At 71.2% G+C, this 22,626-nt stretch carries 21 protein-coding genes; 6 read left to right on the top strand and 15 right to left on the bottom strand.

From position 1 onward, the window contains the following. Positions 1-242 precede the first annotated feature (242 nt). From AC068B_RS19710 to AC068B_RS19700, 3 genes are all read left to right on the top strand, one after another. Complete coding sequence (locus tag AC068B_RS19710; protein WP_478672875.1) at positions 243-1,424, top strand: sensor histidine kinase; 1,182 nt, start codon at positions 243-245, stop codon at positions 1,422-1,424. Continuing rightward, positions 1,421-2,173, top strand: coding sequence for a response regulator transcription factor (locus AC068B_RS19705; RefSeq protein ID WP_478672874.1), 753 nt, complete (start codon positions 1,421-1,423; stop codon positions 2,171-2,173). Before AC068B_RS19710 ends, AC068B_RS19705 begins: the two co-directional genes overlap by 4 nt. A 228-nt stretch (positions 2,174-2,401) precedes the next feature. Beyond that, positions 2,402-4,444 carry an NPCBM/NEW2 domain-containing protein gene (locus AC068B_RS19700; RefSeq protein ID WP_478672873.1) on the top strand — a complete coding sequence of 681 codons (2,043 nt, stop codon included), beginning with the start codon at positions 2,402-2,404 and terminating at the stop codon, positions 4,442-4,444. A gap of 55 nt (positions 4,445-4,499) precedes the next feature. On the opposite strand, the gene AC068B_RS19695 is transcribed toward AC068B_RS19700, so the two are convergent. Then, the gene (locus tag AC068B_RS19695; protein WP_478672871.1) at positions 4,500-5,486 is read right to left on the bottom strand and encodes an ROK family protein; all 987 of its coding nucleotides are present in this window, start codon (positions 5,484-5,486) and stop codon (positions 4,500-4,502) included. A 116-nt stretch (positions 5,487-5,602) separates the two neighbouring features. Between AC068B_RS19695 and AC068B_RS19690 the strand changes: the two genes are divergently transcribed. Continuing rightward, positions 5,603-6,670, top strand: coding sequence for a LacI family DNA-binding transcriptional regulator (locus AC068B_RS19690; protein WP_356254309.1), 1,068 nt, complete (start codon positions 5,603-5,605; stop codon positions 6,668-6,670). A 12-nt stretch (positions 6,671-6,682) separates the two neighbouring features. Here AC068B_RS19690 and AC068B_RS19685 read toward each other — a convergent pair whose 3' ends face one another. The 3 genes from AC068B_RS19685 to AC068B_RS19675 form a co-directional block, all read right to left on the bottom strand. Further along, positions 6,683-7,168, bottom strand: a complete 486-nt coding sequence (locus AC068B_RS19685) for a hypothetical protein (RefSeq protein ID WP_478672870.1) — start codon at positions 7,166-7,168, stop codon at positions 6,683-6,685. Between the two features lie 25 nt (positions 7,169-7,193). Further along, on the bottom strand, positions 7,194-8,885 hold the full coding sequence (locus AC068B_RS19680; protein ID WP_478673279.1) for a serine/threonine-protein kinase: 1,692 nt from the start codon (positions 8,883-8,885) through the stop codon (positions 7,194-7,196). A gap of 197 nt (positions 8,886-9,082) precedes the next feature. Beyond that, entirely contained in the window at positions 9,083-10,375 is a 1,293-nt protein-coding gene (locus AC068B_RS19675; RefSeq protein WP_478672869.1) for a DUF6986 family protein, read from the bottom strand. A 243-nt stretch (positions 10,376-10,618) separates the two neighbouring features. Here AC068B_RS19675 and AC068B_RS19670 point away from each other — a divergent pair, with 243 nt between their 5' ends. Continuing rightward, positions 10,619-11,518, top strand: a complete 900-nt coding sequence (locus AC068B_RS19670; protein WP_478672867.1) for an endonuclease/exonuclease/phosphatase family protein — start codon at positions 10,619-10,621, stop codon at positions 11,516-11,518. 57 nt (positions 11,519-11,575) lie between these two features. On the opposite strand, the gene AC068B_RS19665 is transcribed toward AC068B_RS19670, so the two are convergent. From AC068B_RS19665 to AC068B_RS19650, 4 genes are all read right to left on the bottom strand, one after another. Further along, complete coding sequence (locus AC068B_RS19665) at positions 11,576-12,538, bottom strand: electron transfer flavoprotein subunit alpha/FixB family protein (RefSeq protein WP_478672866.1); 963 nt, start codon at positions 12,536-12,538, stop codon at positions 11,576-11,578. 57 nt (positions 12,539-12,595) lie between these two features. Then, on the bottom strand, positions 12,596-13,381 hold the full coding sequence (locus AC068B_RS19660; protein WP_356253978.1) for an electron transfer flavoprotein subunit beta/FixA family protein: 786 nt from the start codon (positions 13,379-13,381) through the stop codon (positions 12,596-12,598). Between the two features lie 232 nt (positions 13,382-13,613). Further along, complete coding sequence (locus AC068B_RS19655) at positions 13,614-14,123, bottom strand: flavin reductase family protein (protein WP_478672865.1); 510 nt, start codon at positions 14,121-14,123, stop codon at positions 13,614-13,616. A 244-nt stretch (positions 14,124-14,367) separates the two neighbouring features. Further along, the gene (locus AC068B_RS19650) at positions 14,368-14,694 is read right to left on the bottom strand and encodes a thioredoxin family protein (protein WP_478672863.1); all 327 of its coding nucleotides are present in this window, start codon (positions 14,692-14,694) and stop codon (positions 14,368-14,370) included. Positions 14,695-14,917: 223 nt separating this feature from the next. On the opposite strand from AC068B_RS19650, the gene AC068B_RS19645 reads away from it, so the two are divergent. Then, the gene (locus AC068B_RS19645; RefSeq protein WP_478672862.1) at positions 14,918-15,646 is read left to right on the top strand and encodes a lysophospholipid acyltransferase family protein; all 729 of its coding nucleotides are present in this window, start codon (positions 14,918-14,920) and stop codon (positions 15,644-15,646) included. A 12-nt stretch (positions 15,647-15,658) separates the two neighbouring features. Here the strand turns inward: AC068B_RS19645 and AC068B_RS19640 are convergent, their stop codons facing one another. From AC068B_RS19640 to AC068B_RS19610, 7 genes are all read right to left on the bottom strand, one after another. Beyond that, the gene (locus tag AC068B_RS19640) at positions 15,659-16,336 is read right to left on the bottom strand and encodes a B3/B4 domain-containing protein (RefSeq protein ID WP_478672861.1); all 678 of its coding nucleotides are present in this window, start codon (positions 16,334-16,336) and stop codon (positions 15,659-15,661) included. A 13-nt stretch (positions 16,337-16,349) separates the two neighbouring features. Beyond that, on the bottom strand, positions 16,350-16,946 hold the full coding sequence (locus AC068B_RS19635; RefSeq protein ID WP_478672860.1) for a transglutaminase-like domain-containing protein: 597 nt from the start codon (positions 16,944-16,946) through the stop codon (positions 16,350-16,352). Between the two features lie 76 nt (positions 16,947-17,022). Continuing rightward, on the bottom strand, positions 17,023-18,093 hold the full coding sequence (locus AC068B_RS19630; RefSeq protein ID WP_478673278.1) for a threonine aldolase family protein: 1,071 nt from the start codon (positions 18,091-18,093) through the stop codon (positions 17,023-17,025). 35 nt (positions 18,094-18,128) lie between these two features. Then, complete coding sequence (locus AC068B_RS19625; RefSeq protein WP_478672858.1) at positions 18,129-18,869, bottom strand: SDR family NAD(P)-dependent oxidoreductase; 741 nt, start codon at positions 18,867-18,869, stop codon at positions 18,129-18,131. Positions 18,870-18,895: 26 nt separating this feature from the next. Then, positions 18,896-20,299, bottom strand: coding sequence for a DUF6421 family protein (locus tag AC068B_RS19620; RefSeq protein ID WP_478672857.1), 1,404 nt, complete (start codon positions 20,297-20,299; stop codon positions 18,896-18,898). An 81-nt stretch (positions 20,300-20,380) separates the two neighbouring features. Next, positions 20,381-21,424, bottom strand: a complete 1,044-nt coding sequence (locus AC068B_RS19615; RefSeq protein ID WP_478672856.1) for an alpha/beta hydrolase — start codon at positions 21,422-21,424, stop codon at positions 20,381-20,383. Beyond that, positions 21,424-22,560, bottom strand: a complete 1,137-nt coding sequence (locus AC068B_RS19610) for an LLM class flavin-dependent oxidoreductase (RefSeq protein ID WP_478672854.1) — start codon at positions 22,558-22,560, stop codon at positions 21,424-21,426. Before AC068B_RS19610 ends, AC068B_RS19615 begins: the two co-directional genes overlap by 1 nt. Positions 22,561-22,626 lie beyond the last annotated feature (66 nt).

Raw genomic sequence — 22,626 nt, 5'->3', positions numbered from 1 at the left:
TCCCGTCGACTGGTGAGACCCCGATTCTGGTTTCGGGGGACCACGAACACATCGCGGGAAGGCGGGAGAATTCCCTCCCCCGATCGGGGGAGGGCGCCGGGGGGCCGTCCGGTCATACTTACCTGGCCATGTTCAGAGGAATCCGGCCGCTGCTGCGCGGCTCCACGTATTCGGGTGCGCTATTCGCCTATTGCGGCGCGTTGGCGAGCCTTCCCTTGCTGCCTTTCGCCGCACTACCGGCGGTGGCGTGGCCATCCGCCTCCGTAGGAGTGCAGTTCACCCTGACCCTGCTGGTCTGGTCCGTACTGATCGGTGTGATCGGGCTGGCCCGTCCCACGCGGCGGGTGCTGATCGCCTGCGCCCGGCGGATACTGGGGGTGCCATTGCCGGATCCCGTGGACGAGCGTCGGCGTGCGGGCTCGCCCGGTGACGGGGCGGCTTCCTCCACGGCATCGGGCACCGACCGCCTGCGGACCCCGCTCTGGCTCCTCTCGCACGTGGCGCTGGGGTGGGCGGGGGCGCAGCTGAGCGTCCTGCTGTTCGTCGCGGGCCTGCTCCTTCCCGGCGGTTGGGCCGGTGCCGAGGCCGGGGTGAGTGTGAACGGCTGGACACTGCGGGCGGAGGGCGGCTGGCAGAGCTGGGCAGCGGCGCTCTGCTGTCTGCTTCTTGCGGCGGCCCTGTGTCCGGCGGTGACGTACGCCCTGCGGTGGCTGGCGCCCAGGCTGCTCGGTCCGTCGTCGGCCGAGCGGCTCGCGCTGGCGGCCGAGCGGGAGCGTGTACTGGCCGAACGGGAGCGCGTACTGGCCGAACGCAACCGGCTGGCCCACGAGTTGCACGACTCGATCGGGCACACGCTGACGGCCGCCACGATCCAGGCGGCGGTGGCGGGCGAGGTGCTCTGTGCCGACCCGGTGGCGGCGCGGGCCGCCCTGCGCAGCATCGAGGAGTCGACCCGGGCCGCCCTGGAGGACCTCGACTATGTGCTGGGCATGCTGCGCGAGGAGAAGGCGGGAACGGCACCGGCCCGCACCCTGGCCGACCTGCCCGAGCTGCTCGACCGGCTGCGGCACGCGGGCGCGGTGGTGGAGCCGGATCTTTCGGGCGACCTGGCGCAGGTGCAGGGGACGCTCTCCCGGGCGGCGTACAGGATCCTGCAAGAAGGACTGACGAACGCGCTGCGGCACGGAGCGGGCGGCCCGATCCGGGTCGAGGTGGCGGCCGCGCCGGACTCGCTGGAGCTCGACGTGGTCAACCGGACCGGAGCCGGGAGCGGAACGAGCCCGGGTGCCTTCCCGACGTCCGGGCACGGCCTGCCCGGCCTCGTCGAGCGTGTGCGGCTCCTGCACGGCGAGATCGAGGCCGGTCCGGACGGACCGGACCACTGGCGGCTCACGGTCCGGCTGCCCGTACGCTTGCCCGCATGATCGGCTCACAGGCGAGCGCAGCGGTCGCGACCGGCCCCGACGCGAGCGCAGCCGTCACGACTGCCCCCGCAGCCAGCGCAGACAGCGCCGCCAGTCGCACCACCCTCCTGATCGCGGACGACGACGAGGTGACCCGCAGCGGTCTGCGCATGCTGCTCGCGATGCAGCCGGGGATCGCCGTCGTCGGGGAGGCCGCCGACGGCGTCGAAGCGGTCGAGCAGGCGCGGCAGTTGCGGCCGGACGTGGTCCTGATGGACGTACGAATGCCGCGCCGCAACGGCATCGAGGCCACCCGGCAGCTCCTCGCCGGACCGGCCGAACCGCCGAAGGTCGTGGTGATCACCACCTTCGAGAACGACGACTACGTCACCGCCGCACTCAGCGCCGGGGCCAGCGGCTTCGTGCTCAAGCGGCTTCCCGTCCCCAAGATCGCGGAGGCGGTGCGGGTGGTCGCGGCGGGCGAGGCGATCCTCTTCCCGGCGGCCCTGCGCCGGATGGTCACCGCCCGCCCGCTGGAATCCGCCGAGGCGCTGCCGCAGGCGGCGCTGACGGGCCGGGAGGAGGAGGTGCTGCGCCTGATGGCCACCGGCCGGTCCAACCCGGACATCGCGGAGTCGTGCAGGGTGAGCCTGGAGACGGTGAAGACACACGTCGGGAACGTGCTGACCAAACTCGGCGCGCAGAACCGGACCCACGCGGTGGTCATCGCGTACGAAACCGGCCTGGTCGTGCCTGGGGTGACCGGCTGACGCGACATCAGGCGGGCCGACCCGGCCTGTCGGGTTCAACCGAACACAACCGAACGCGCCAGGTGGATCTCGCTCCCGGGCGGCACCGCCTTCAAGGGTTCTGGCGCCGGACGACCGAACCGGCACCACCCCCCCTTCCAACAGAGTCCAACAAGCTCTACCGTAAGCGCGCACGTTCCACGCACATGCAAACCCCCCCATCTTTCGCGAGTACGGAGGAACGTAACGATGCGTCATCTTCCAGCCCGCACCACCCGCCTGAGAGCGGTCGGATCGCTGACCGCCGCCCTGCTGTGCGCCGCCGGGCTCGCCACGCCCGCCGCGGCACGTGACACCGCCACCCCGGCCGCCCGCCCCGCCGTAGAACTCCCCGGCGGTCTCGCGCTCACCCCGCCCATGGGCTTCAACAACTGGAACTCCACCCATTGCAGGGCCGAGTTCGACGAGGCGATGGTCAAGGGGATCGCGGACATCTTCGTCGAGAAGGGGCTCAAGGACGCCGGGTACGAGTACGTCAATCTCGATGACTGCTGGGCGCTGCCCCAGCGTGACGCGAACGGCAAGCTGGTGCCGGACCCCGCGCGATTCCCCCAGGGGATCAAGGCCGTTGCCGACTACGTCCACTCCAAAGGCCTCAAGCTCGGCATCTATACGAGCGCGGGCACCAAGACCTGCAATTCCGCGGGCTTCCCCGGCGCGCTCGGCCATGAGCGCAGCGATGCCCAGCAGTTCGCCGAGTGGGGCGTCGACTATCTCAAGTACGACAACTGCAACAACCAGGGTGTCGACGCCAAGCAGCGGTACATCGCCATGCGCGACGCGCTGAAGGCCGCCTCCGAGAGCACCGGCAGGCCCATCGTCTACAGCATCTGCGAATGGGGTGAGAACAAGCCGTGGGAATGGGCCGCGGACGTCGGCCATCTCTGGCGCACCACCGGTGACATCAGCGACAACTGGGGCTCCATGTTGTCGATCATGAAGAGGAACCTGCCGCTCGCGAAGCACGCGGGTCCCGGCCGGTGGAACGACCCCGACATGCTGGAAGTCGGCAACGGCGGCATGACGGACACCGAGTACCGCACGCACTTCTCGATGTGGTCGATCATGGCCTCGCCCCTCCTCATCGGCTCCGACCTGCGCAAGGCCACCCCCGAGACGTTCGAGATCCTCGGCAACAAGGAAGTCATCGCCGTCGACCAGGACCCCCTGGGCAAGCAGGGCGAGGTCGTCTCGTCACAGGGCGGACGCTGGGTCGTCGCCAAGGAGATGAAGGACGGCAGCCGCGCCGTCGCCCTCTTCAACGAGTCCGGCACCCCGCAGTCCGTGTCCACGACGGCGAAGGCGGTCGGGCTCCCCGACGCCGACGCGTACACGCTGCGCGATCTGTGGCAGCACAAGAGCTACAACACGGCGGGCCGGATCGCGGCCACCGTCCCGGCGCACGGCACCGTACTGCTGCGCGTGTCCGCCGACGGCAAGTGGGCCCACCACCCGCCCGCCGCCGAACTCGGCCTGAAGGGCGGCCTGTTCGTGGAGGCCGACAAGCCCGCCCAGGTCACCTCCGAGATCACCAACCTGGGCCGCACCCCCGCCCAGCGGGTCTCCGTGGCGCTCGGCGCACCTTCAGGGTGGGCCGTGAAGGCCACCTCGCCGAGCACGGCGCGTTCGCTGGGGACCGGAAAGTCGCTCGCCACGTCGTGGACGGTCACCGCGCCGACGGGCACGAAGCCGGGATCGTACGACGTGCGGCTCACGGCCACCTACCGCTCACCGCAGGGCGCCCGCGCCGAGAAGGTGCTGCCGCTCACAGCCCAGGTGGTCACGGCGCCCCCGGCGGGCAACTCGCTGCTCGGCGACCTGCCGTGGCTGTCGGCCACCAACGGCTGGGGCCCCGTGGAGCGCAACACCAGCAACGGCGAGAGCGGCCTCGGCGACGGCAGGCCGATCACCATCGGCGGGAAGGTGTACGCGAAGGGCCTCGGCGTACATGCCGAGAGCGCCGTCGAGTACTACGCCGGAGCGGCCTGCGAGAAGGTCACCGCGCAGGTCGGCGTCGACGACGAGACGATCGTGAAGGGCACGGTCGCCTTCGAGATCTGGGCGGACGGCAAGAAGGCCGCATCGACCGGAGTGCTCACCAACGCCATGCCCGCGCAGGAACTGTCCGCGGACGTGAGCGGCGCCCAGGTCGTACGCCTCGTCGTCACGGACGGCGGGGACGGCGTCGACTCCGACCACGGCGACTGGGCGGAGGCCACGCTGAGCTGCTGAGGCGGACGGCGGTTGGCGGCTGCCTCAGCCCCTGGCCATGACCTCAGACCCGGCATCAGCCCCCCACCGCACTCCCCAACCGCACCACCGCACCCGACCCACCGGCCGCGCTCGGCCCCCTGTCGAGCGCGGCCGCCGCCGCACCCACGAGTCCCGCGTCCGTGCCCATCAGCGCGGGCGCCACGGTCAGTAGGCGTACGAAGGAGAGCGTGGCGTAGTCCCGCAGGGCGCGGCGCAGGGGCGTGAAGAGCACGTCGCCCGCCTTCGCCACTCCCCCGCCGATCACCGCGATGTCGATCTCGACGAGCGTGGCCGTGGCGGCGATCCCCGCGGCCAGCGCCTGGGCCGCCCGTTCGAAGGAGGCGAGCGCGACCGCGTCCCCGGCGCGGGCGGCGGTCGCCACCGCGGCCGCCGACGTGTCGCCGTCGGGACCCGGGAGCCAGCCGCCCTCCAGGGCGCGGCGCGCGATGTTGGGGCCACTGGCTATCCGCTCGACACAGCCCCGCGCACCGCACGGGCAGGCGTCGCCGTCGAGGTCCACGCTGATGTGACCGATGTGTCCCGCGTTGCCGGTGGGGCCGGGGTGCAGCTTGCCGCCGAGGACGAGGCCGCCGCCGACACCCGTCGACACGACCATGCAGAGCGCGTTGTCGTGGCCGCGCGCCGCGCCCTGCCAGTGTTCGGCGGCGGTCATCGCGACGCCGTCGCCGACCAGGGCGACGGGGAGGCCGCCGGTCGCCGCGCGGACGCGGTCGACCAGCGGATAGCCGCGCCAGCCGGGGACGTTGACCGGGCTGACCGTGCCCGCCGACGCGTCCACGGGGCCCGCGCTGCCGATGCCCACGGCCGTCGCACGGCCCCACAGGTCACTGGAGGTGAGCTCGCCGAGTACCTCCTCGACCGCCCGCATCACCGTGTCGCCGTCCTCGCGCGCGGGCGTGGGACGCTGCGCGCGCAGGAGGATTCGGCCGCGCCCGTCCACGAGGGCTCCGGCGATCTTGGTGCCGCCGATGTCGAGTGCGGCGACGAGGTCCATGTGCATCTGTGTCGGGTCTCCTGGTGTATCGGCAGGCCGGAGAGTGCGAAGGTCAGTCTCCCTTGCATCTGACAACGTTGTCCAGGCCCTATGCTCGACGCCACATGCTCATGGACCACCTCATGGACGACAGGACAGGACAGCGCACCGTGGCCGAGACCGCCGCCCGACGACCCGAGAACCGTTACGGCAACCGGCCGACCATGAAGGACGTCGCCGCGCGCGCGGGAGTCGGCCTGAAGACCGTCTCGCGCGTCGTGAACGGTGAGCCGGGCGTCACCCCCGACACCGAACGACGCGTACAGGAGGCCATCGAGGCCCTTGGCTTCCGCCGCAACGACAGCGCGCGCGTGCTGCGCAAGGGGCGCACCGCCAGCATCGGCCTCGTCCTCGAGGACCTGGCCGACCCCTTCTACGGCCCGCTGAGCCGCGCCGTGGAGGAGGTCGCGCGGGCGCACGGCGCCCTGCTCATCAACGGGTCGAGCGCCGAGGACCCGGACCGCGAGCAGGAGTTGGTGCTTGCGCTCTGCGCGCGGCGTGTCGACGGTCTCGTGGTGATTCCGGCCGGGGACGACCACCGCTATCTGGAGCCGGAGATCGCCGCCGGTGTCGCCACCGTCTTCGTCGACCGGCCCGCCGGGAAGATCGATGCCGACGTGGTGCTCTCCGACAGCTTCGGCGGCGCGCGGGACGGCGTCGCGCATCTCATCGCCCACGGTCACCGCCGTATCGGCTTCATCGGCGACCAGCCGCGCATCCACACCGCCATAGAGCGCCTGCGCGGCTACCGCGCGGCGATGGAGGACGCGGACATCCCCGTCGACGAGGCGTGGGTGTCGCTCGGCGGCACCGATCCGGAGCGGGTCCGCACGGCGGCCGAGACGATGCTGAGCGGCCCCGATCCGGTCACGGCGGTGTTCGCGGGCAACAACCGTGTGACGGTGACCGTCGTCCGTGTCCTGGCCTCGCTCGACCGTCCCGTGGCACTGGTCGGCTTCGACGACATCGAGCTCGCGGATCTGCTGGAGCCGGGCGTGACCGTCGTCGCGCAGGACGCGGCGCAGCTCGGCAGGACGGCGGCGGAGCGGCTGTTCCGGCAGCTCGACGGCGCGTCGGAGGCCCCGGAGCGGGTCGAGCTGCCGACGCGGCTCATCAAGCGCGGATCGGGTGAACTACCGCCCGCAGGCTGAGCACCCGCGCCCTCAGAACAAGAAGACGACGCCGAGCGCGATCAGCGTGCCGAGGGCGATCACCCCGCCGATGGCCCCGAAGACGAGGCCGATCCTCTCGCTGCCGGGCCTGAGCTCCCGCCAGCCCAGTCCCTCGGCCGCTCCCCGGATCAGCCGGTGGCCGTCGGCGGAGGAGAAGCTGGTCCGCTCGCTGCCGTCCGGGGAGCGGCCCCAGGTCCGGTATCTGGCGCGGCCGTGCTCCACCGTGCGGCTCGATGTGCCGAACGCGCCGCGTTCGTGGGTGCGGACGATGTCCGTCATGGTGAAGGTCCGGTCGCGCGGATGCAGTTCGACGCGGTAGGTGTGCACCTTTGTGGCGCCTCGGCTCTGATGTGGAACGTCCACCGTCATGTCGAAGCCGCGCCCGGTGCGGCGCAGCCGGTACGCCGTGCCTTCCGTGGCGGTCTCGACGCGGGCGTACAGCGATCCGGTGCTGCCTGTGCCGAGCGGGTCGGCCATCGGTTGGTCTCCGTCTCTTCTGGCGTCAGCAGACCGGCAGGCCGGGCAGCGGCTTGTCGTTCTCGCCGCCCTTCAGGTAGACGTCACTGACGAACACGTTGGTGTTGCCGCTGTCGTCATCCGTCTTGGCCCACCAGACGTTCGTCCACTTCCCGGACGTCTCGCGGCGGCCCAGGTTCTGCTGGCAGTAGAAGTAGTTGGTGCCCGCGTTCAACGTGCCCACCTGTGCGCCGCCCGCCGTGTACGAGCTCGCGCTGCGCCACACCTGGCAGTTGTACTTTCCGCCACCCGCCGGATGACAGACCGGGTCCGGCGCCGAGCCGCCCTCGGTCGGCTTGGTGGTGGGGTCGGGACGGGTGGGGGTCTTGCCGCCGTCCTTGCTCTTGTCCCCGTCCCGGTCGGACGAGTCCTTGTCGCCCTTGCCTCCGTCGTCCCCCTTGTCGGCGTCCTCGGTGTCGCCGGAAGGCTTCGTGTGCGGCTTGCGGCGCTTCTCGTCGCCCTGCCCCGACGGCTTGGGCCGCTTCGACTCACCGCCGAGCGGACCGCGGCTGCCGTCGTCGTCGTTCGACCCGGCGCCTCCTGGATCCGTCTCCTCCCGCGCCTGACTGGTCTTGTCCTCCTTGCCGTTGAGGACGGCCACGGTGGCTCCGGTCGCCGCGAGGACGACGGCCACGGCGACGGCGGCCAGCAGGGCGCGGCCACGCTTCGGGCGCTGCGCGGCGCGGGTCTGCGCGCGGGTCTCGGCCCGGCTCGGGGGGACGGGTCCCTGGTGGCCCACGAAGGGGGCGAGGGCCGGGGAGTGCTGGGCCACGTGCTGCGGCACCGGAGCGGGCGCCGGGCCCTGCGGCGCCGCGGCGGGCGGTGGTCCGAAGCCCGGGGGCGGCGCGCTCGGGATGCTGCGCTCCGTGGTTCCGTAGGGCGCCTGGGCGGCCGGGCCCGTGTTTCCTGGCGTCGCGGCTGCCACGCCGGTGAGCAGCAGCCGCGCCGCGTCCGCGTCGGGGCGCGCCTGCGGGTCCTTGTGCATCAGCTGCCGCAGTACGGGGGTCAGTGGCCCGGAGCGTCCGGGGTCGGGCAGCGGGTCGACCACGATCGCGGTGAGCGTGGACCACGTCGACGTACGACGGAAGGGCGAGGCGCCCTCCACCGCGGCGTACAGCGTGGCGCCGAGGGCCCAGACGTCGGAGGCGGGGCCGGGGTCGTGGCCCTGGGCGCGCTCGGGCGCCAGGTAGTCCAGCGAGCCGATGAGTTCGCCGCTGCGGGTGAGGTGGGTGGCCGAGCCGTCGCCGGGGTCGTCCATCGTGGCGATGCCGAAGTCGGTGAGGACGACGCGGCCGCCGGTCTCCAGGAGGATGTTGCCGGGCTTCACGTCGCGGTGCAGGACGCCGACGCGGTGGGCCGCGGCCAGGGCCTCCATGACCTTGGCGCCGATGTCGGCGGCCTCGCGCGGATCGAGGGTGCCGCGGTCGCGCAGCACGTCGTCCAGGGAGGGGCCGTCGACGAGCTCCATGACGATGAGGGGCCGTCCTTCGACCTCCGTCACGTCGTGCACGGCGACCACTCCGGGGTGGCGCACGCGGGCGGCCGCCCGGGCCTCGCGCTGCATGCGCAGGCGCAGATCGGCCAGTTCAGGACCGGCCGCGTCCGTGTACGTGCGCAGTTCCTTGACCGCGACCTCGCGGTGCAGGACCTCGTCGACGGCGCGCCACACGACGCCCATGCCGCCCCGGCCGAGCTGTGCCACGACGCGATAGCGCCCGGCGAGAAGTCTGCCGACGTCGGCCCGACTCTGGTCCCCCGGCTGGTCCTGATCGCCGGGCTGTGTCCCATCCCCCGAAAACACTGCTGCCCCGTTCTGTGATGCCACTTTGCGTGGCGTACAGACTACGGGGCAGCAGTGACAGTCATTCGCTTCTGTTACTTGCTTGACACGGTGAGGTCGCCGCGGCGGGGACCCGAGAAGCCCTGCAGCCGGGCCAGCGTGAGGCCGGTGAGCCGGGTGACCTCGCCCGCGTCGAGGGCGCCGCAGTCCAGGCCGCGCAGCAGGTACCCGGCGAGCGCCTTGGCGGTGGCGGGCTCGTCGGCCACGCCGCCGCCCTCGTGGTGTCCTGCGTAGGCGGCGAGACGCGCGGCGGCCGCCTCGAAGCCCTCGCGGTAGAACGCGAACACGGCGGCGTAGCGCGTCGGGATGTGGCCGGGGTGCATGTCCCATCCCTGGTAGTAGGCGCGGGCCAGGGCGCGCCGGGTGAGGCCGTAGTGCAGCCGCCAGGCGTCGTGGACCTGCTCGGTGGTGCCGACGGGCAGGACGTTGGTGGAGCCGTCGGAGACGCGCACTCCGGTGCCCGCGGCGGCGACCTGCATGACGGCCTTGGCGTGGTCGGCGGCCGGGTGGTCGCTGGCCTGGTAGGCGGCGCTCACGTGGAGGCAGGCGCTGTAGTCGAAGGTGCCGTAGTGCAGGCCGGTGGCGCGGCCCTCGGCGGCCTGGATCATGCGGGCCACGGCGGCGGTGCCGTCGGTGGCGAGGATGGACTGGCTGGTCTCGATCTGGATCTCGAAGCCGATGCGGCCGCGCTCGATGCCGCGTGCCTTCTCGAACTCCTCCAGGAGGCGCACCATCGCGGTGACCTGCTCGGGGTACGTCACCTTGGGCAGGGTCAGGACGAGTCCGTCGGGGAGGCCGCCCGCCTCCATGAGGCCGGACAGGAAGATGTCGAGGGTGCGGATGCCGCGGTCGCGGACCGCCTCCTCCATGCACTTCATGCGGATGCCCATGTACGGGGCGGCGGTGCCGTTCTTGTAGGCCTCGGCCACCAGGCGGGCCGCGCGGGCGGCGTCCTGGTCCTCGTCGGTGCCCTTGTAGCCGTCCTCGAAGTCGATGCGCAGGTCTTCGACGGGCTCGCGCTCCAGCTTGGTGCGTACGCGCGTGTAGACGGCCTCTGCGAGGTCGTCGCTCAGGCCGAGGACGGCGGCGAAGGAGGCTGCGTCCGGGGCGTGCTCGTCGAGCATCTCCAGGGCCTTGTCGCCCCAGGTGCGGATCGAGTCGGCGGTGAACTGCTCCCCGGGGACGTACACAGTGTGGACGGGCTGGCGGGTTCCTGGGTCTCCGGGGTAGCGGCGCTCCAGCTCCGCGTCCACCGGGGCGAGGGAAGCGCTGATGCCGTCGCTGATCGCGCCGGCGAGGCTCGTCGCCACCTTCTCTTGCTGACCCATTCCTGCATCCTCCACACACTCGATGCCGCGCCCGACATTTCCGCTTCACGGAATCAACAATCCGTATAGCGAAGTTATCCGTGACCTTCGTGCTGGTCAACACCCTCTCGCGTCCTGGACCCGTCGCCGACCACAGGAGTTCACGCCGGTCCCGCATTCTTCAGCCGCTGTCTCAGATCCTGCTTCCGCACCAGTACGCGCGCACCCCATCCTGACCGCGCGTCCCGAACCGAAGGAGACCGTGTGCCGACCGACTCCCGCGTCACGCGCCGTTCCGGCCTGCGGACGGTGTTCACCGCAGCCGCCGCGCTCCCCCTGCTCAGCACCGCACTGGCCGCCGCTCCCGCGCACGCCGTGCAGCGCCCCGGCCGCCGCCTGGAGGTCATGTCGTTCAACCTCCGCTACGCGAGCACCACGCCGCCGAACACCTGGGCCGACCGCCGCCCGGTCACCCAGGAGCTCCTGCGCCGCGCCAGGCCGCACGTCATCGGCACCCAGGAAGGCCTCTACCAGCAGGTACGGGACATCGCGGCCGACCTCGGCCCGCACTACGACTGGCTCGGCACCGGCCGCGCGGGCGGCAGCCGCGACGAGTTCATGACCGTCTTCTACGACACGCGCAGGCTGGCCCCGGTCGAGTACGACCACTACTGGCTCTCGGACACCCCGGACGTGATCGGCTCCAACACCTGGGGCGGCGGGTCCATCCGGATGGTCACCTGGGTCCGCTTCCACGACCTGCGCACTGGCGGCGAGCTCTACGTGCTCAACACGCACCTCGACAACGCGTCCCAGTTCGCACGCGCGCGTGCCGCCCAGCTCATCGTCGAGCGCCTCGCCCGCCTCGACCGGTCACTGCCGCTGCTCGTGACGGGCGACTTCAACGTGGCCGCGCACAAGAACCCGGTGTACGACACGCTCTTGGACGCCGGGCTCGTCGACAGCTGGGACGCGGCGGACCGGCGGAGCAAGGCGTACGCCACGTTCCACGGCTACAAGCCCCTCACCCCCGACGGCGACCGCATCGACTGGATCCTGGCGACACCCGGAGTGCGCGTCCACGAGGCGACGATCAACACGTTCGCGCTGGACGGGCAGTTCCCGAGCGACCATCTGCCGGTGCAGGCGAGCCTGACGCTGTGACGCACCGAGGCCCTCGCACCGCATGCCGCGGAGCGAGGGCCTCGTGGGTCGATGAGCTCAGCCCTTGCGGGTGTTGACCTCGTCGGTGAGCGCCGGGACGACGTCGAAGAGGTCGCCGACCACTCCGTAGTCCACCAGGTCGAAGATCGGGGCCTCGGCGTCCTTGTTGATGGCCACGATGGTCTTCGAGGTCTGCATGCCGGCCCGGTGCTGGATCGCGCCGGAGATGCCGGACGCGATGTACAGCTGCGGGGAGACCGACTTGCCGGTCTGGCCCACCTGGTTGGAGTGCGGGTACCAGCCGGCGTCGACCGCGGCACGCGAGGCGCCCACGGCGGCACCGAGCGAGTCGGCGAGGGCCTCGATGATCGAGAAGTTCTCAGCGCCGTTGACGCCGCGGCCGCCGGAGACCACGATCGCGGCCTCGGTCAGGTCGGGGCGGCCCGTCGACTCGCGCGGGGTGCGCGAGACGACCTTGGTGCCGGTGGCCTTCTCGGAGAAGGAGACCGCGAGGGCCTCGACGGTGCCCGCGGCCGGGGCGGCCTCCACGGCGGCCGAGTTCGGCTTGACCGTGATGACCGGCGTGCCGTTGGAGACACGGGACTTGGTGGTGTACGAGGCGGCGAACGCGGACTGCGTGGCCACCGGGCCCTCGTCGCCGGCCTCAAGGTCGACGGCGTCCGTGATGATGCCGGACTTGATGCGGACCGCGAGGCGGGCCGCGATCTCCTTGCCCTCGGCGGACGACGGGACGAGCACGGCGGCCGGGGAGACGGCCTCGTACGCGGCCTGCAGCGCGTCCACCTTCGGTACGACGAGGTAGTCGGCGAACTCGGGGGCGTCGGCGGTGAGGACCTTCACGGCGCCGTGCTCGGCGAGCGTGGCGGCGGTGGCCTCGGCGCCGGAGCCGAGGGCGACGGCGACGGGCTCGCCGACGCGGCGGGCCAGGGTCAGCAGCTCCAGGGTGGGCTTGCGGACGGCGCCGTCCACGTGGTCGACGTAGACGAGAACTTCAGCCATGGGACTTCAATCTCCTGCAGTTACGAAGAAGTTGGGCGGTTGAGGGGTGACTGAAGCTCAGATGAACTTCTGGCCCGCGAGGAACTCAGCCAGCTGCTTGCCGCCCTCGCCCTCGTCCTTGACGATCGTGCCGGCCGTGCGGGCCGGACGCTCGGCGGCGGAGTCGACCTTGGTCCAGGAGCCCTCGAGGCCGACCTCTTCGGCGTCGATGTCCAGGTCGTCCAGGTCGAGCGACTCCACCGGCTTCTTCTTGGCGGCCATGATGCCCTTGAAGGACGGGTAACGGGCCTCGCCCGACTGGTCCGTCACGGACACGACGGCCGGCAGGGACGCCTCCAGCTGCTCGCTGGCGGTGTCGCCGTCACGGCGGCCCTTGACGACGCCGCCGTCGACGGAGACCTCGGAGAGCAGCGTGACCTGCGGGACGCCGAGGCGCTCCGCGAGGATCGCAGGCAGCACGCCCATGGTGCCGTCGGTCGAGGCCATACCGGCGATGACCAGGTCGTAACCGGTCTTCTCGATGGCCTTGGCGAGCACCAGCGAGGTGCCCATCACGTCGGAGCCGTGCAGGTCGTCGTCCTCGACGTGGACGGCCTTGTCGGCGCCCATGGAGAGCGCCTTGCGCAGCGCGTCCTTGGCGTCCTCGGGGCCGACGGTCAGCACGGTGATCTCCGCGTCGTCCGCCTCGTCGGCGATCTGCAGCGCCTGCTCGACCGCGTACTCGTCGAGCTCCGACAGCAGGCCGTCGACGTCGTCGCGGTCGACGGTCAGGTCATCGGCGAAGTGCCGGTCGCCGGTGGCGTCGGGCACGTACTTCACACAGACAACGATCCTCAAGCTCACGCCGGCTCTCCTACTGCATCGTCTTTACTGGGCTGCTGCCTTGGCTTATGGCTACTGCCTTCTTGCAGGCAGCATAGGCGCCTGAAGCGGCGGATCCCGGTCGGGGCGGCCCGCGCTCCGACTGGAATATTACTCATGAGTACACCCAGTTCATTCCCCCTGAGCAAGCGCTTTGAACTGTGACGTTCCCAACGCTCCGTAATCGGACCGCGCTGCCGTCCGACGGGAACTTTCAGTCGCGCAACGCGTTGAAGCGCCCGTGGTGGTAAAGGAGCGGGCGGCCCTCGTCCGCGCGGTCGCCGACGACGGCCTCCGCGAGCACGATGCGGTGGTCACCGACGGGCACGCGCGCCACGATCCGGCAGACCAGCCAGGCGAGCGCGCCGTCGAGCACGGGGACCCCCTCGGGGCCCTCGCGCCAGCTCGTGGGCGGGCCGAACCGGTCGGCTCCGCTGCGGGCGAACGTCGCGGCGAGTTCCCGCTGGTGCTCGCCGAGTATGTGGACGCCGACGTGCTCGGTCTCGGCGACCACGGGCCAGCAGGAGGAGCCGGTGCCGATGCCGAACGAGAGCATCGGGGGCTCGGCGGAGACCGAGGCGAGCGAGGTGGCGGTGAAGCCGACGGGGCGGGAGTCCTGTGCGGCGGTGATCACGGCGACCCCCGCGGCGTGCTGCCGGAAGACCGAGCGCAGCAGGTCGGGGGTGGCGAGCCGGGGCGTGCTGAGGGCAGGCGATGTCGTCATGGAGTTGTCCTTCTGCCGGAGATTGCCGGAGGTACGAGCGGAGGCGTCGTTGCTCAGCACTGCGGACAGCGGGCGCTGGCGTGGCGGCCGAGGTCCACGTGGACGCGCTCGTACAGAAGGAGGTCCCGGGGCATGCAGGCAGGCTCGCGATAGATGCCGCATGCAGTCAAGCCTGTTTCGGAATATGAAAGAAGGATCACGGTCGCGGGCCCGCACGACCCGCCGTGACCTGCGCGGCGCACCGTCACACGGCCTCCCCCAGCGCGGCGATCACATCGACCTTGCGGGGCTGCCCGACGGCGCGCCGGACCACGCGCCCGCCCGCGTCCAGGACGAGGACGGTGGGGGTCTTGAGGACGCGCAGCTCCCGTACGAGTTCGAGCTGCGCCTCGGCGTCGATCTCCACGTGGGTCACGCCCGGGACCATCCCTGCCACGTCCGCGAGCACCCTGCGCGTCGCTCGACAGGGCTGACAGAAGGCGCTGGAGAACTGCACGAGGGTCGCCCGCTCCCCCAGCGGCTCCCCGATGTCCGACACGCCGAGCCGCCGCCCGGCCTCCCGTCCCCGCACTTCCGCCTCCGCCCGTCAGCCCTGCACCAATGCGCTCCGAAGTACAGCGTTCGCGCGCCCCGAATGATTCCGACGTGACGAGAATCTCCCGTATCCGCGGCACCAAGGCTGGTCAGCCGTCCGTTGATGGGGCACGATCTGCGCAACGCCGAAAAACCTACGGCTGCGTAACTTTCACGCCGGGACCCCCTCCCCAGGCAGAAACGAAGGGCCCTTCCCACCCATGGCAGAGCTTGTCTACCGTCCCGTCATCGGTGCCGCGAAAACCCTGTTCAAGGCATGGGACCTGAAGATCGACTGCAAGGGTTCGGAGAACATCCCACGCTCCGGCGGCGCGGTCCTGGTCAGCAATCACATCAGCTATCTCGACTTCATCTTCGACGGTCTCGCCGCCCTGCCCCAGAAGCGCATGGTGCGGTTCATGGCGAAGGAGTCGGTGTTCCGGCACAAGATCTCCGGGCCGCTGATGCGCGGAATGAAGCACATCCCCGTCGACCGCAAGCAGGGCGAGACGGCGTATGCGCACGCTCTCGACTCGCTGCGCTCCGGGGAGATCGTCGGCGTCTTCCCCGAGGCGACGATCTCGCAGTCGTTCACCCTGAAGCAGTTCAAGTCGGGCGCCGCGCGCATGGCCCAGGAGGCCGGGGTGCCGCTCATCCCGATGGCCCTGTGGGGCACGCAGCGGCTGTGGACCAAGGGACACCCCCGCAACTTCAAGCGCAGCCACATGCCGATCACGATCCGCGTGGGCGAGCCGGTGGAGGCGCCGAAGGACCAGTACGCGGGCGCGATCACCCGGCGGCTGCGCGAGCGCTGCCAGGAGCTCCTCGAGGCCGCCCAGCGTGCCTACCCGGTGCGCCCCAAGGGCCCGGACGACACCTGGTGGATGCCGGCGCACCTGGGCGGCACCGCGCCGACCCCCGCCGAGGTCAAGGCCTCCGAGGCGGGCTGACCGCCACGCCCTTCAGCGGACGGCGACGTGCGCGCCGGGGCTGAACTTTTCGAGCAGCTCGGCCAGTTCCGCGCCCGCCGTTTCGAGGCCCGCGTCCGGCCCCATGCCTTCCAGCAGGAAGATCGCGTTCACCGACTCCTCGGTGAGGCGGGTGCGCGGGCCCTGGCGCCAGTTCCAGCGGCGGCAGGTGACCCCCTCGTCGTCGCACCAGACGACCTCGCCCGCGTCCGGGTGCTCCACGGTCCGCTCCCCCGCGGCGGCGGTCACGAAGTCCTCGTCGCCGGTCGCCCGCACCAGCCGCATGCCGCCCTTGATCAGGTCGAGGTCCTCACCGCCGACCGGGATCAGGTGCGCCACGCTGATGGCGTTGTAGAGATCGACGAGAGCATTGATCCGCGGCAGGCCGCCGTCCGCGAGGGCGCGCTTGGCGAGCGCCTCCGCTGAGTTGCGGGTACGCGAGGGCTTGGCGCCGAAGGCCGTGTACGCGGCGCGCCAGGCGGCCATGTGCGGGTCCTCGTGCGGGGCCCGGCCGTCGAGGCGTACGGCGAGGCGGCGGGCCGCGTCGTCGAGGAGGGCCCCGGTGGCGTCGGTGCTGGGGCCGTTGACGAGCCCGCGGGCCTCGATGACGACGTGGCTGAAGCCGGGCGCAAGGGCGCGGACCTCGTCGGAGACGGTCAGGTCGATGGTCATGGTCCGTCGTGCCTCACAGTTTCGAGGGGTAGATCTGCCAGAGGTGCTGCCGGTCCCTGGCTTCTCTGAGCACGCGGAGCGCCACGGGACTCGGTTCAGCATATAGGACCGGATAGTCCACTTCGCTGGACTCCGCATCCACCGGCCAGGCCAGCCGCTCCTCACCGAGACGGAACTGCGCGTCGACACCGGCCGGGATGTTGCCGCGCGGGTCCTGCCGGTGCCAGGCGCCGTCGAGCCGTACGGCGACCAGGCCGTGCAGGGAGTAGCCGCTGGTGTTGTCGTCCCGCAGGCGCTGATAGCAGAACGCCGTGGGGATGTCCTCGGCGCGCAGCAGGGCGGCCAGGGCGTGGGACTTGGCGGTGCAGATGCCGGTGCGTTCGCGCAGGACGTCGGAGGCACGCCAGGTGACCTCCATGCGGCCCGTGTCCTGCGAGTGCGGAATGGCGTCGCGCACGAATTCGAAGGCGGCACGTGCGTATGCGTACGTGTCGACGGATGCTTTTGCGAGGCCGACTGCCGTCTCGCGGACCAGCGGATGGTGATGGTCGACGACCTCGTCCGCGGCCAAGTACGCAGACAGGTCGGGGTTTTCCTGGGTCAGCTGCATGCCACGGGAGCATAGGAACGCGCCCGACCGTACGTCAATGACTTTACGGTCGAGCGCATACCTATGCGGAGTTGCCTTAGCGTGCCATCTCTTCCTTGAGCGCCGCGAGGAACCCGTCGACGTCCTCTTCGCGGGTGTCGAACGCGCACATCCAGCGGACGTCGCCCGCCGCCTCGTCCCAGAAGTAGAAGCGGTATCGCTTCTGCAGGCGCTCGCTCACGTCGTGCGGCAGTCGGGCGAAGACCGCGTTGGCCTGCACGGGGTAGAGGATCTCCACGCCGTGCACCGAGCGGACGCCCTCCGCGAGGCGCTGCGCCATCTCGTTCGCGTGGCGGGCGTTGCGCAGCCACAGGTCCTTGGCGAGCAGGGCCTCCAACTGCACCGAAACGAAGCGCATCTTGGAGGCGAGCTGCATCGACATCTTGCGCAGGTGCTTCATGTGCCGGACGGCGTCCTGGTTGATGACCACGACGGCCTCACCGAACAGCGCACCGTTCTTCGTGCCGCCCAGCGACAGGATGTCGACGCCGACGGCGTTCGTGAACGTCCGCATGGGGACGTCGAGCGCGGCCGCGGCGTTGGATATCCGGGAGCCGTCGAGGTGCACCTTCATGCCGAGCTGGTGCGCGTGGTCGCAGATGTCGCGGATCTCGTCGGGCGTGTAGAGCGTGCCCAGTTCGGTGTTCTGCGCGATCGAGACGACCTGCGGCATGGCCCGGTGCTCGTCGTCCCAGCCGAACGCCTGCTTGTCGATCAGCTCAGGGGTGAGCTTGCCGTCCGGCGTGGGCACGGTGAGCAGCTTGAGGCCCGCCATGCGCTCGGGCGCACCGCCCTCGTCCACGTTGATGTGCGCGGACTCGGCGCAGATCACCGCGCCCCAGCGGTCGGCGACCGCCTGGAGCGCGACGACGTTGGCGCCCGTGCCGTTGAACACCGGGAACGCCTCGGCGGTCGGGCCGAAGTGTCCGCGGATCATCTGCTGGAGGTTGGCCGTGTAGTCGTCCTCGCCGTACGCGATCTGGTGACCGCCGTTGGCGAGCGCGAGGGCTGCCATGACCTCGGGGTGGGCGCCCGCGTAGTTGTCGCTGGCGAAGCCGCGCACGTCCGGGTCGTGATGGCGGCGCGCGTCGGTCCTCGGCGGGTTCACTGCTTCCCGGTCACGACCGGTCGTGTCGCGTCCGGTCACGGCTTCTCGGTCAGCCACAGGCGGTTTCCGTTCACTTCCCCGGCGGACTTCTCCCAGACGCCGGCCACGGCCTCGGCCAGATCCTTGACGTCCGTGAAGCCCGCGAACTTCGCGTTGGGCCGCTCCGCGCGCATCGCGTCGTGCACCAGCGCCTTGACCACCAGGATCGCAGCCGCCGCACGCGGACCGTCGTCGCCCCCCGCCTTGCGGAAGGCGTCGGCGAGGGCGAGCGTCCAGGCCTCGGCCGCCGCCTTCGACGCCGAGTACGCCGCGTTGCCCGCGGTCGGCTTGGAGGCACCCGCGGCGCTGATGAGCAGGTAGCGCCCGCGGTCGCTGCGCTGCAGGCCGCCCTCGAAGGCGAGGGAGGTGTGCTGCACGGTGCGGATCAGGAGCTTTTCGAGGAGGTCCCAGTCGGCGAGGTCGGTCTCGGCGAAGTTCTTGCTGCCGCGCCAGCCGCCCACGAGGTGGACCAGGCCGTCGATCCGGCCGAACTCCTTCTCGGTGCGCGTCGCCCACTCCCGGGTGGCGTCCAGGTCGAGGAGATCGACCGTGTCGCCGATGACGGTGGCCCCGCCGTGCGCATACCGGGCGGCGTCCACCGCTTCGGCCAGGCGCGTGGCATCGGCGTCCGATGCCACGACGGTGGCCCCGGCCTCGGCCAGCCTGAGCAGGGTGGCGCGTCCTGCGGGCCCGGCCGCTCCGGCCACCGCGATGACGGCTCCATCGAGTGCGGACATGGTCCTCGCCTCCTCCTGGCGGCCGCTCACGCGGCGGCCTTCTCGGCGCCCGAGGCAGCGGTGATCCCCTTGGTGGAGGCGATCACGTGCTTCAGCTTCTTGGAGAGCGCCTCATAGAACATGCTGAGCGGAAACTCGTCGGGAAGCACCTCGTCGACGAGTTTGCGCGGCGGCAGCGAGGTGTCCAGGGCGTCGGGGCCCTTGGCCCAGCGCGATCCGGGGTGCGGCGAGAGATAGCGGGACACCAGGTCGTACGCGGCGAACCAGTGGACCAGCTTCGGGCGGTCGATGCCCGCGCGGTAGAGGTCCTCGATCTCGCCGCACAGCTGGTTGGTGATCTCCGGGGCGCGCTCCCAGTCGATCCTGAGCTGGTTGTCGGTCCAGCGGAGCACGTCGTGCTTGTGGAGGTAGGCGAAGAGGAGCTGGCCGCCGAGTCCGTCGTAGTTCTTGACGCGGTCACCGGTGACCGGGAAGCGGAACATCCGGTCGAAGAGGACGGCGTACTGCACGTCGCGCGCCTGCGGGATGCCCTCGGCCTCCAGCTTCACGGCCTCCTTGAAGGCGGTGAGGTCGCAGCGCAGCTCCTCCAGGCCGTACATCCAGAACGGCTGGCGCTGCTTGATCATGAAGGGGTCGAACGGCAGGTCGCCGTGGCTGTGGGTGCGGTCGTGGACCATGTCCCAGAGGACGAACGCCTGCTGGCAGCGGTCCTGGTCGCCGATCATCGCGCGGATGTCGTCGGGCAGTTCGAGCCCGAGGAGGTCCACGGAGGCCTCGGTGACACGGCGGAAGCGGGCCGCCTCGCGGTCGCAGAAGATGCCGCCCCAGGAGAAGCGCTCGGGGGCCTCGCGCACGGCGATGGTCTCGGGGAAGAGGACCGCGGAGTTCGTGTCGTACCCGGCAGTGAAGTCCTCGAAGGTGATGCCGCAGAACAGCGGGTTGTCGTAGCGCGTGCGCTCCAGCTCGGCCAGCCAGTCGGGCCAGACCATGCGCAGCACGACCGCTTCGAGGTTGCGGTCGGGGTTGCCGTTCTGCGTGTACATCGGGAAGACGACCAGGTGCTGCAGGCCGTCCTCGCGGTGCGCGGCGGGCTGGAAGGCGAGCAGCGAGTCCAGGAAGTCGGGCACCTGGAAGCCCGCCTCGACCCAGCGGCGCAGGTCCGCGACGAGCGCGCGGTGGTACGCGGTGTCGTGCGGGAGGAGCGGGGAGAGCTCCTCGACCGCGGATATCACGCGGTCCACGGCGAGTTCGGCGATGCTCCTCGCCGGGGCGCCATCCGCCTCGAAGTCGATGGACCCGTCCGCCGACTGCCAGGGCCGGATGTCCTCCACGGCGTCCTTGAGCACCGGCCACGCGGGGTGGTCCACCACCCGCCCAGCAGCGGAAGGAACCGCACCCTCGATACCCGACTGCACAAGAATTTCCGTCATGTCCCATCCTCCACGGGAGAACCTCGCGTGAGAACACCGTAAGCGGGCTAGGTTCTCCGGGACAAGAGGGGGCTCGGGAAATTATCCTGCGCTACCCCCACTTCTACCGCCGTTTTTCCTGCGGCTGCCTGTTGACTCGATCGCTTCTGCCGCATCTGCCATCGCCTGCCCCGCGTCGGGGAGCAGGCCGGGGAAGCCGAGGAAGCCGTGGAACATCCGCGGGTAGTGCGCGGTGGTGACGTTCACACCGGCCGCCCGCAGGCGTTCCGCGTAGGCCAGGCCCTCGTCGCGCAGCGGGTCGCAGCCCGCGGTGACGAGGTGGGTGGGCGGCAGGCCGCCGAGGTCGGCGGCGCGCAGCGGTGAGGCGAGGGGGTGCGTGCCGTCGCCGTCGGGGCCGAGGTATTGCTGCCAGAACCAGCGCATGTGTGCGGCGGTCAGGAGGTACCCCTGTGCGTTCTCGCGGTAGGAGCGGGTGTCCTGGGCGGCGTCCAGGACGGGGTAGAGCAGCACCTGCAGCGCGACGGCGGGGCCGCCCGCGTCCCTGGCCCGGAGCGTCACCGCGGTGGCGAGACCGCCGCCGCTGCTGTCCCCCGCGGTGACGACGGCGCCCGGGTCGCCGCCGAGCGCGGCGCTCTCGGCGGCGGCCCAGCAGAGCGCCGCGTACGCGTCGTCGACGGCCGCGGGGAAGCGGTGCTCGGGCGCGAGCCGGTAGGCGACGGAGACCACGGCGGCCCCGGAGCGGGCGGCCAGGGCGCGTGCCGTGGCGTCGTGGGAGTCGAGGCCGCAGACGGTGTAGCCGCCGCCGTGGAAGAAGACGACGGTCGGGCGGGGGCCGAGATGCCGCTCCGGGTCCGGCAGGTAGATGCGTACGGGAATCTCCGGGGCGCCCGGCGGCCCCGGAACGCTCCGGTTGACGACGGACCCGACGGCGGGCGGCGCCTTCCCCGAGGTGGGCGCGGCGGCGAGGATGCGGCGGGCCTCGGCGGCGTCGGTGACGGTGCCGCCGAGGTCGGGGAAGGCGTCGGCCAGGGCGTCGACGAGGGGGCGGGCGAGGGGGTCGAGACGGTCGGGGACGGGCCGCGGCGACTCTCGGGGCTCCCCGGCCTTTCGGGGCGCGGACCGCATTAGCTCGCGCCCGCCTCCTGGGCGCGGAAGTACGGGATGACCTTCTCGCCCCACTGCCGCAGCGTCTCCAGGCAGGCCTCCTGCGGGACGGTGCCCATCTGGATGAGGCACATGATCTCGTCGGCCCCCGCGTCGCGCAGGCGCTCTACGTAGGCGATGGCGTCGTCCGCGGTGCCGTACGCGTGGTCGGCGTTGAACGTGGCGGTCGAGTTGGGCCGTACCGGAATGTTGTGCTCGTGCAGGCGCGCGACGACCTGCTCGGCGGCCTGACGCATCGCGGCGGCCTCGTCGCTGCCCTCCACGACCGCCTCGTCGGGGATGCCCGCGCCGCCGTACCAGTGCCCGATGGACTGCGCGAAGAACCGCTGGCCACGGGTGCCGACGCGCCGCGCGGTCTCCCGGTCGTCGAGCACGATGGTCGGGCAGAGCACGGAGAAGTGGTCGTTGACGGCGCTCGACACGAAGCGCGCGTCGGTGCGGGCCGCGATGGCCGCGTCGTACGCCTGCCGCATCGCGGCGATCGACTCGGGCCCGGCGAAGCCCATCACCAGGGCGCCGATGCCGAGTTCGGCCGCCTGTGTCAGGGTCTCGGTCCTGCTGCAGGCGAGGAAGAGCGGCGGGTGCGGGGTCTGCTTCGGCCGCGGCAGGATCGGGTGCGGGCCGATGTCGAGGAGCTCGCCGTGGTGCTCGAACTCCTCCTTCTCCCAGGCCTTCCCGATGATCCGCAGCGCCTCTTCGACCTCTTGGGTCGTACGTTCCCTGTCGACCCCGCAGAGCGACGTCTCCTGCTCCGTGCCGCCGCGCCCCGCGCCCAGGTCGAGACGCCCGCCGGAGAGCAGGTCCAGCATGGCCGCGCGCTCGGCGACCCTCGCCGGGTGGTTGAAGTGGAACGGCATGCAGACGACGCCGTGGCCGATCCTGATGGTGCTCGTGCGCGCGGCGACCCAGGTGAGGAAGATTTCCGGCGCGCTCATGTGCGCGTACCACTTGAGGGAGTGGTGCTCGACCGCCCAGACGCGGTCGAACCCCATCTGCTCGGCGAGCACGGCCTGTTCGACGCTGTCGTGGATCACCTGGTGCTCGCGCTCGACGGTCGGATCGGCGAGCTGAGCCTCGAATATGACGGAGAACTTCACGTGCCCTCCCGGGAGTTGTGCCCGTGCGGCATGGCCCTTGCGTATGACGAACAGCCATATGACTAG

The sequence above is a fragment of the Streptomyces sp. NPDC042371 genome (genome assembly GCF_056437465.1).
This window is presented reverse-complemented; position numbering and strand designations above follow the sequence as displayed.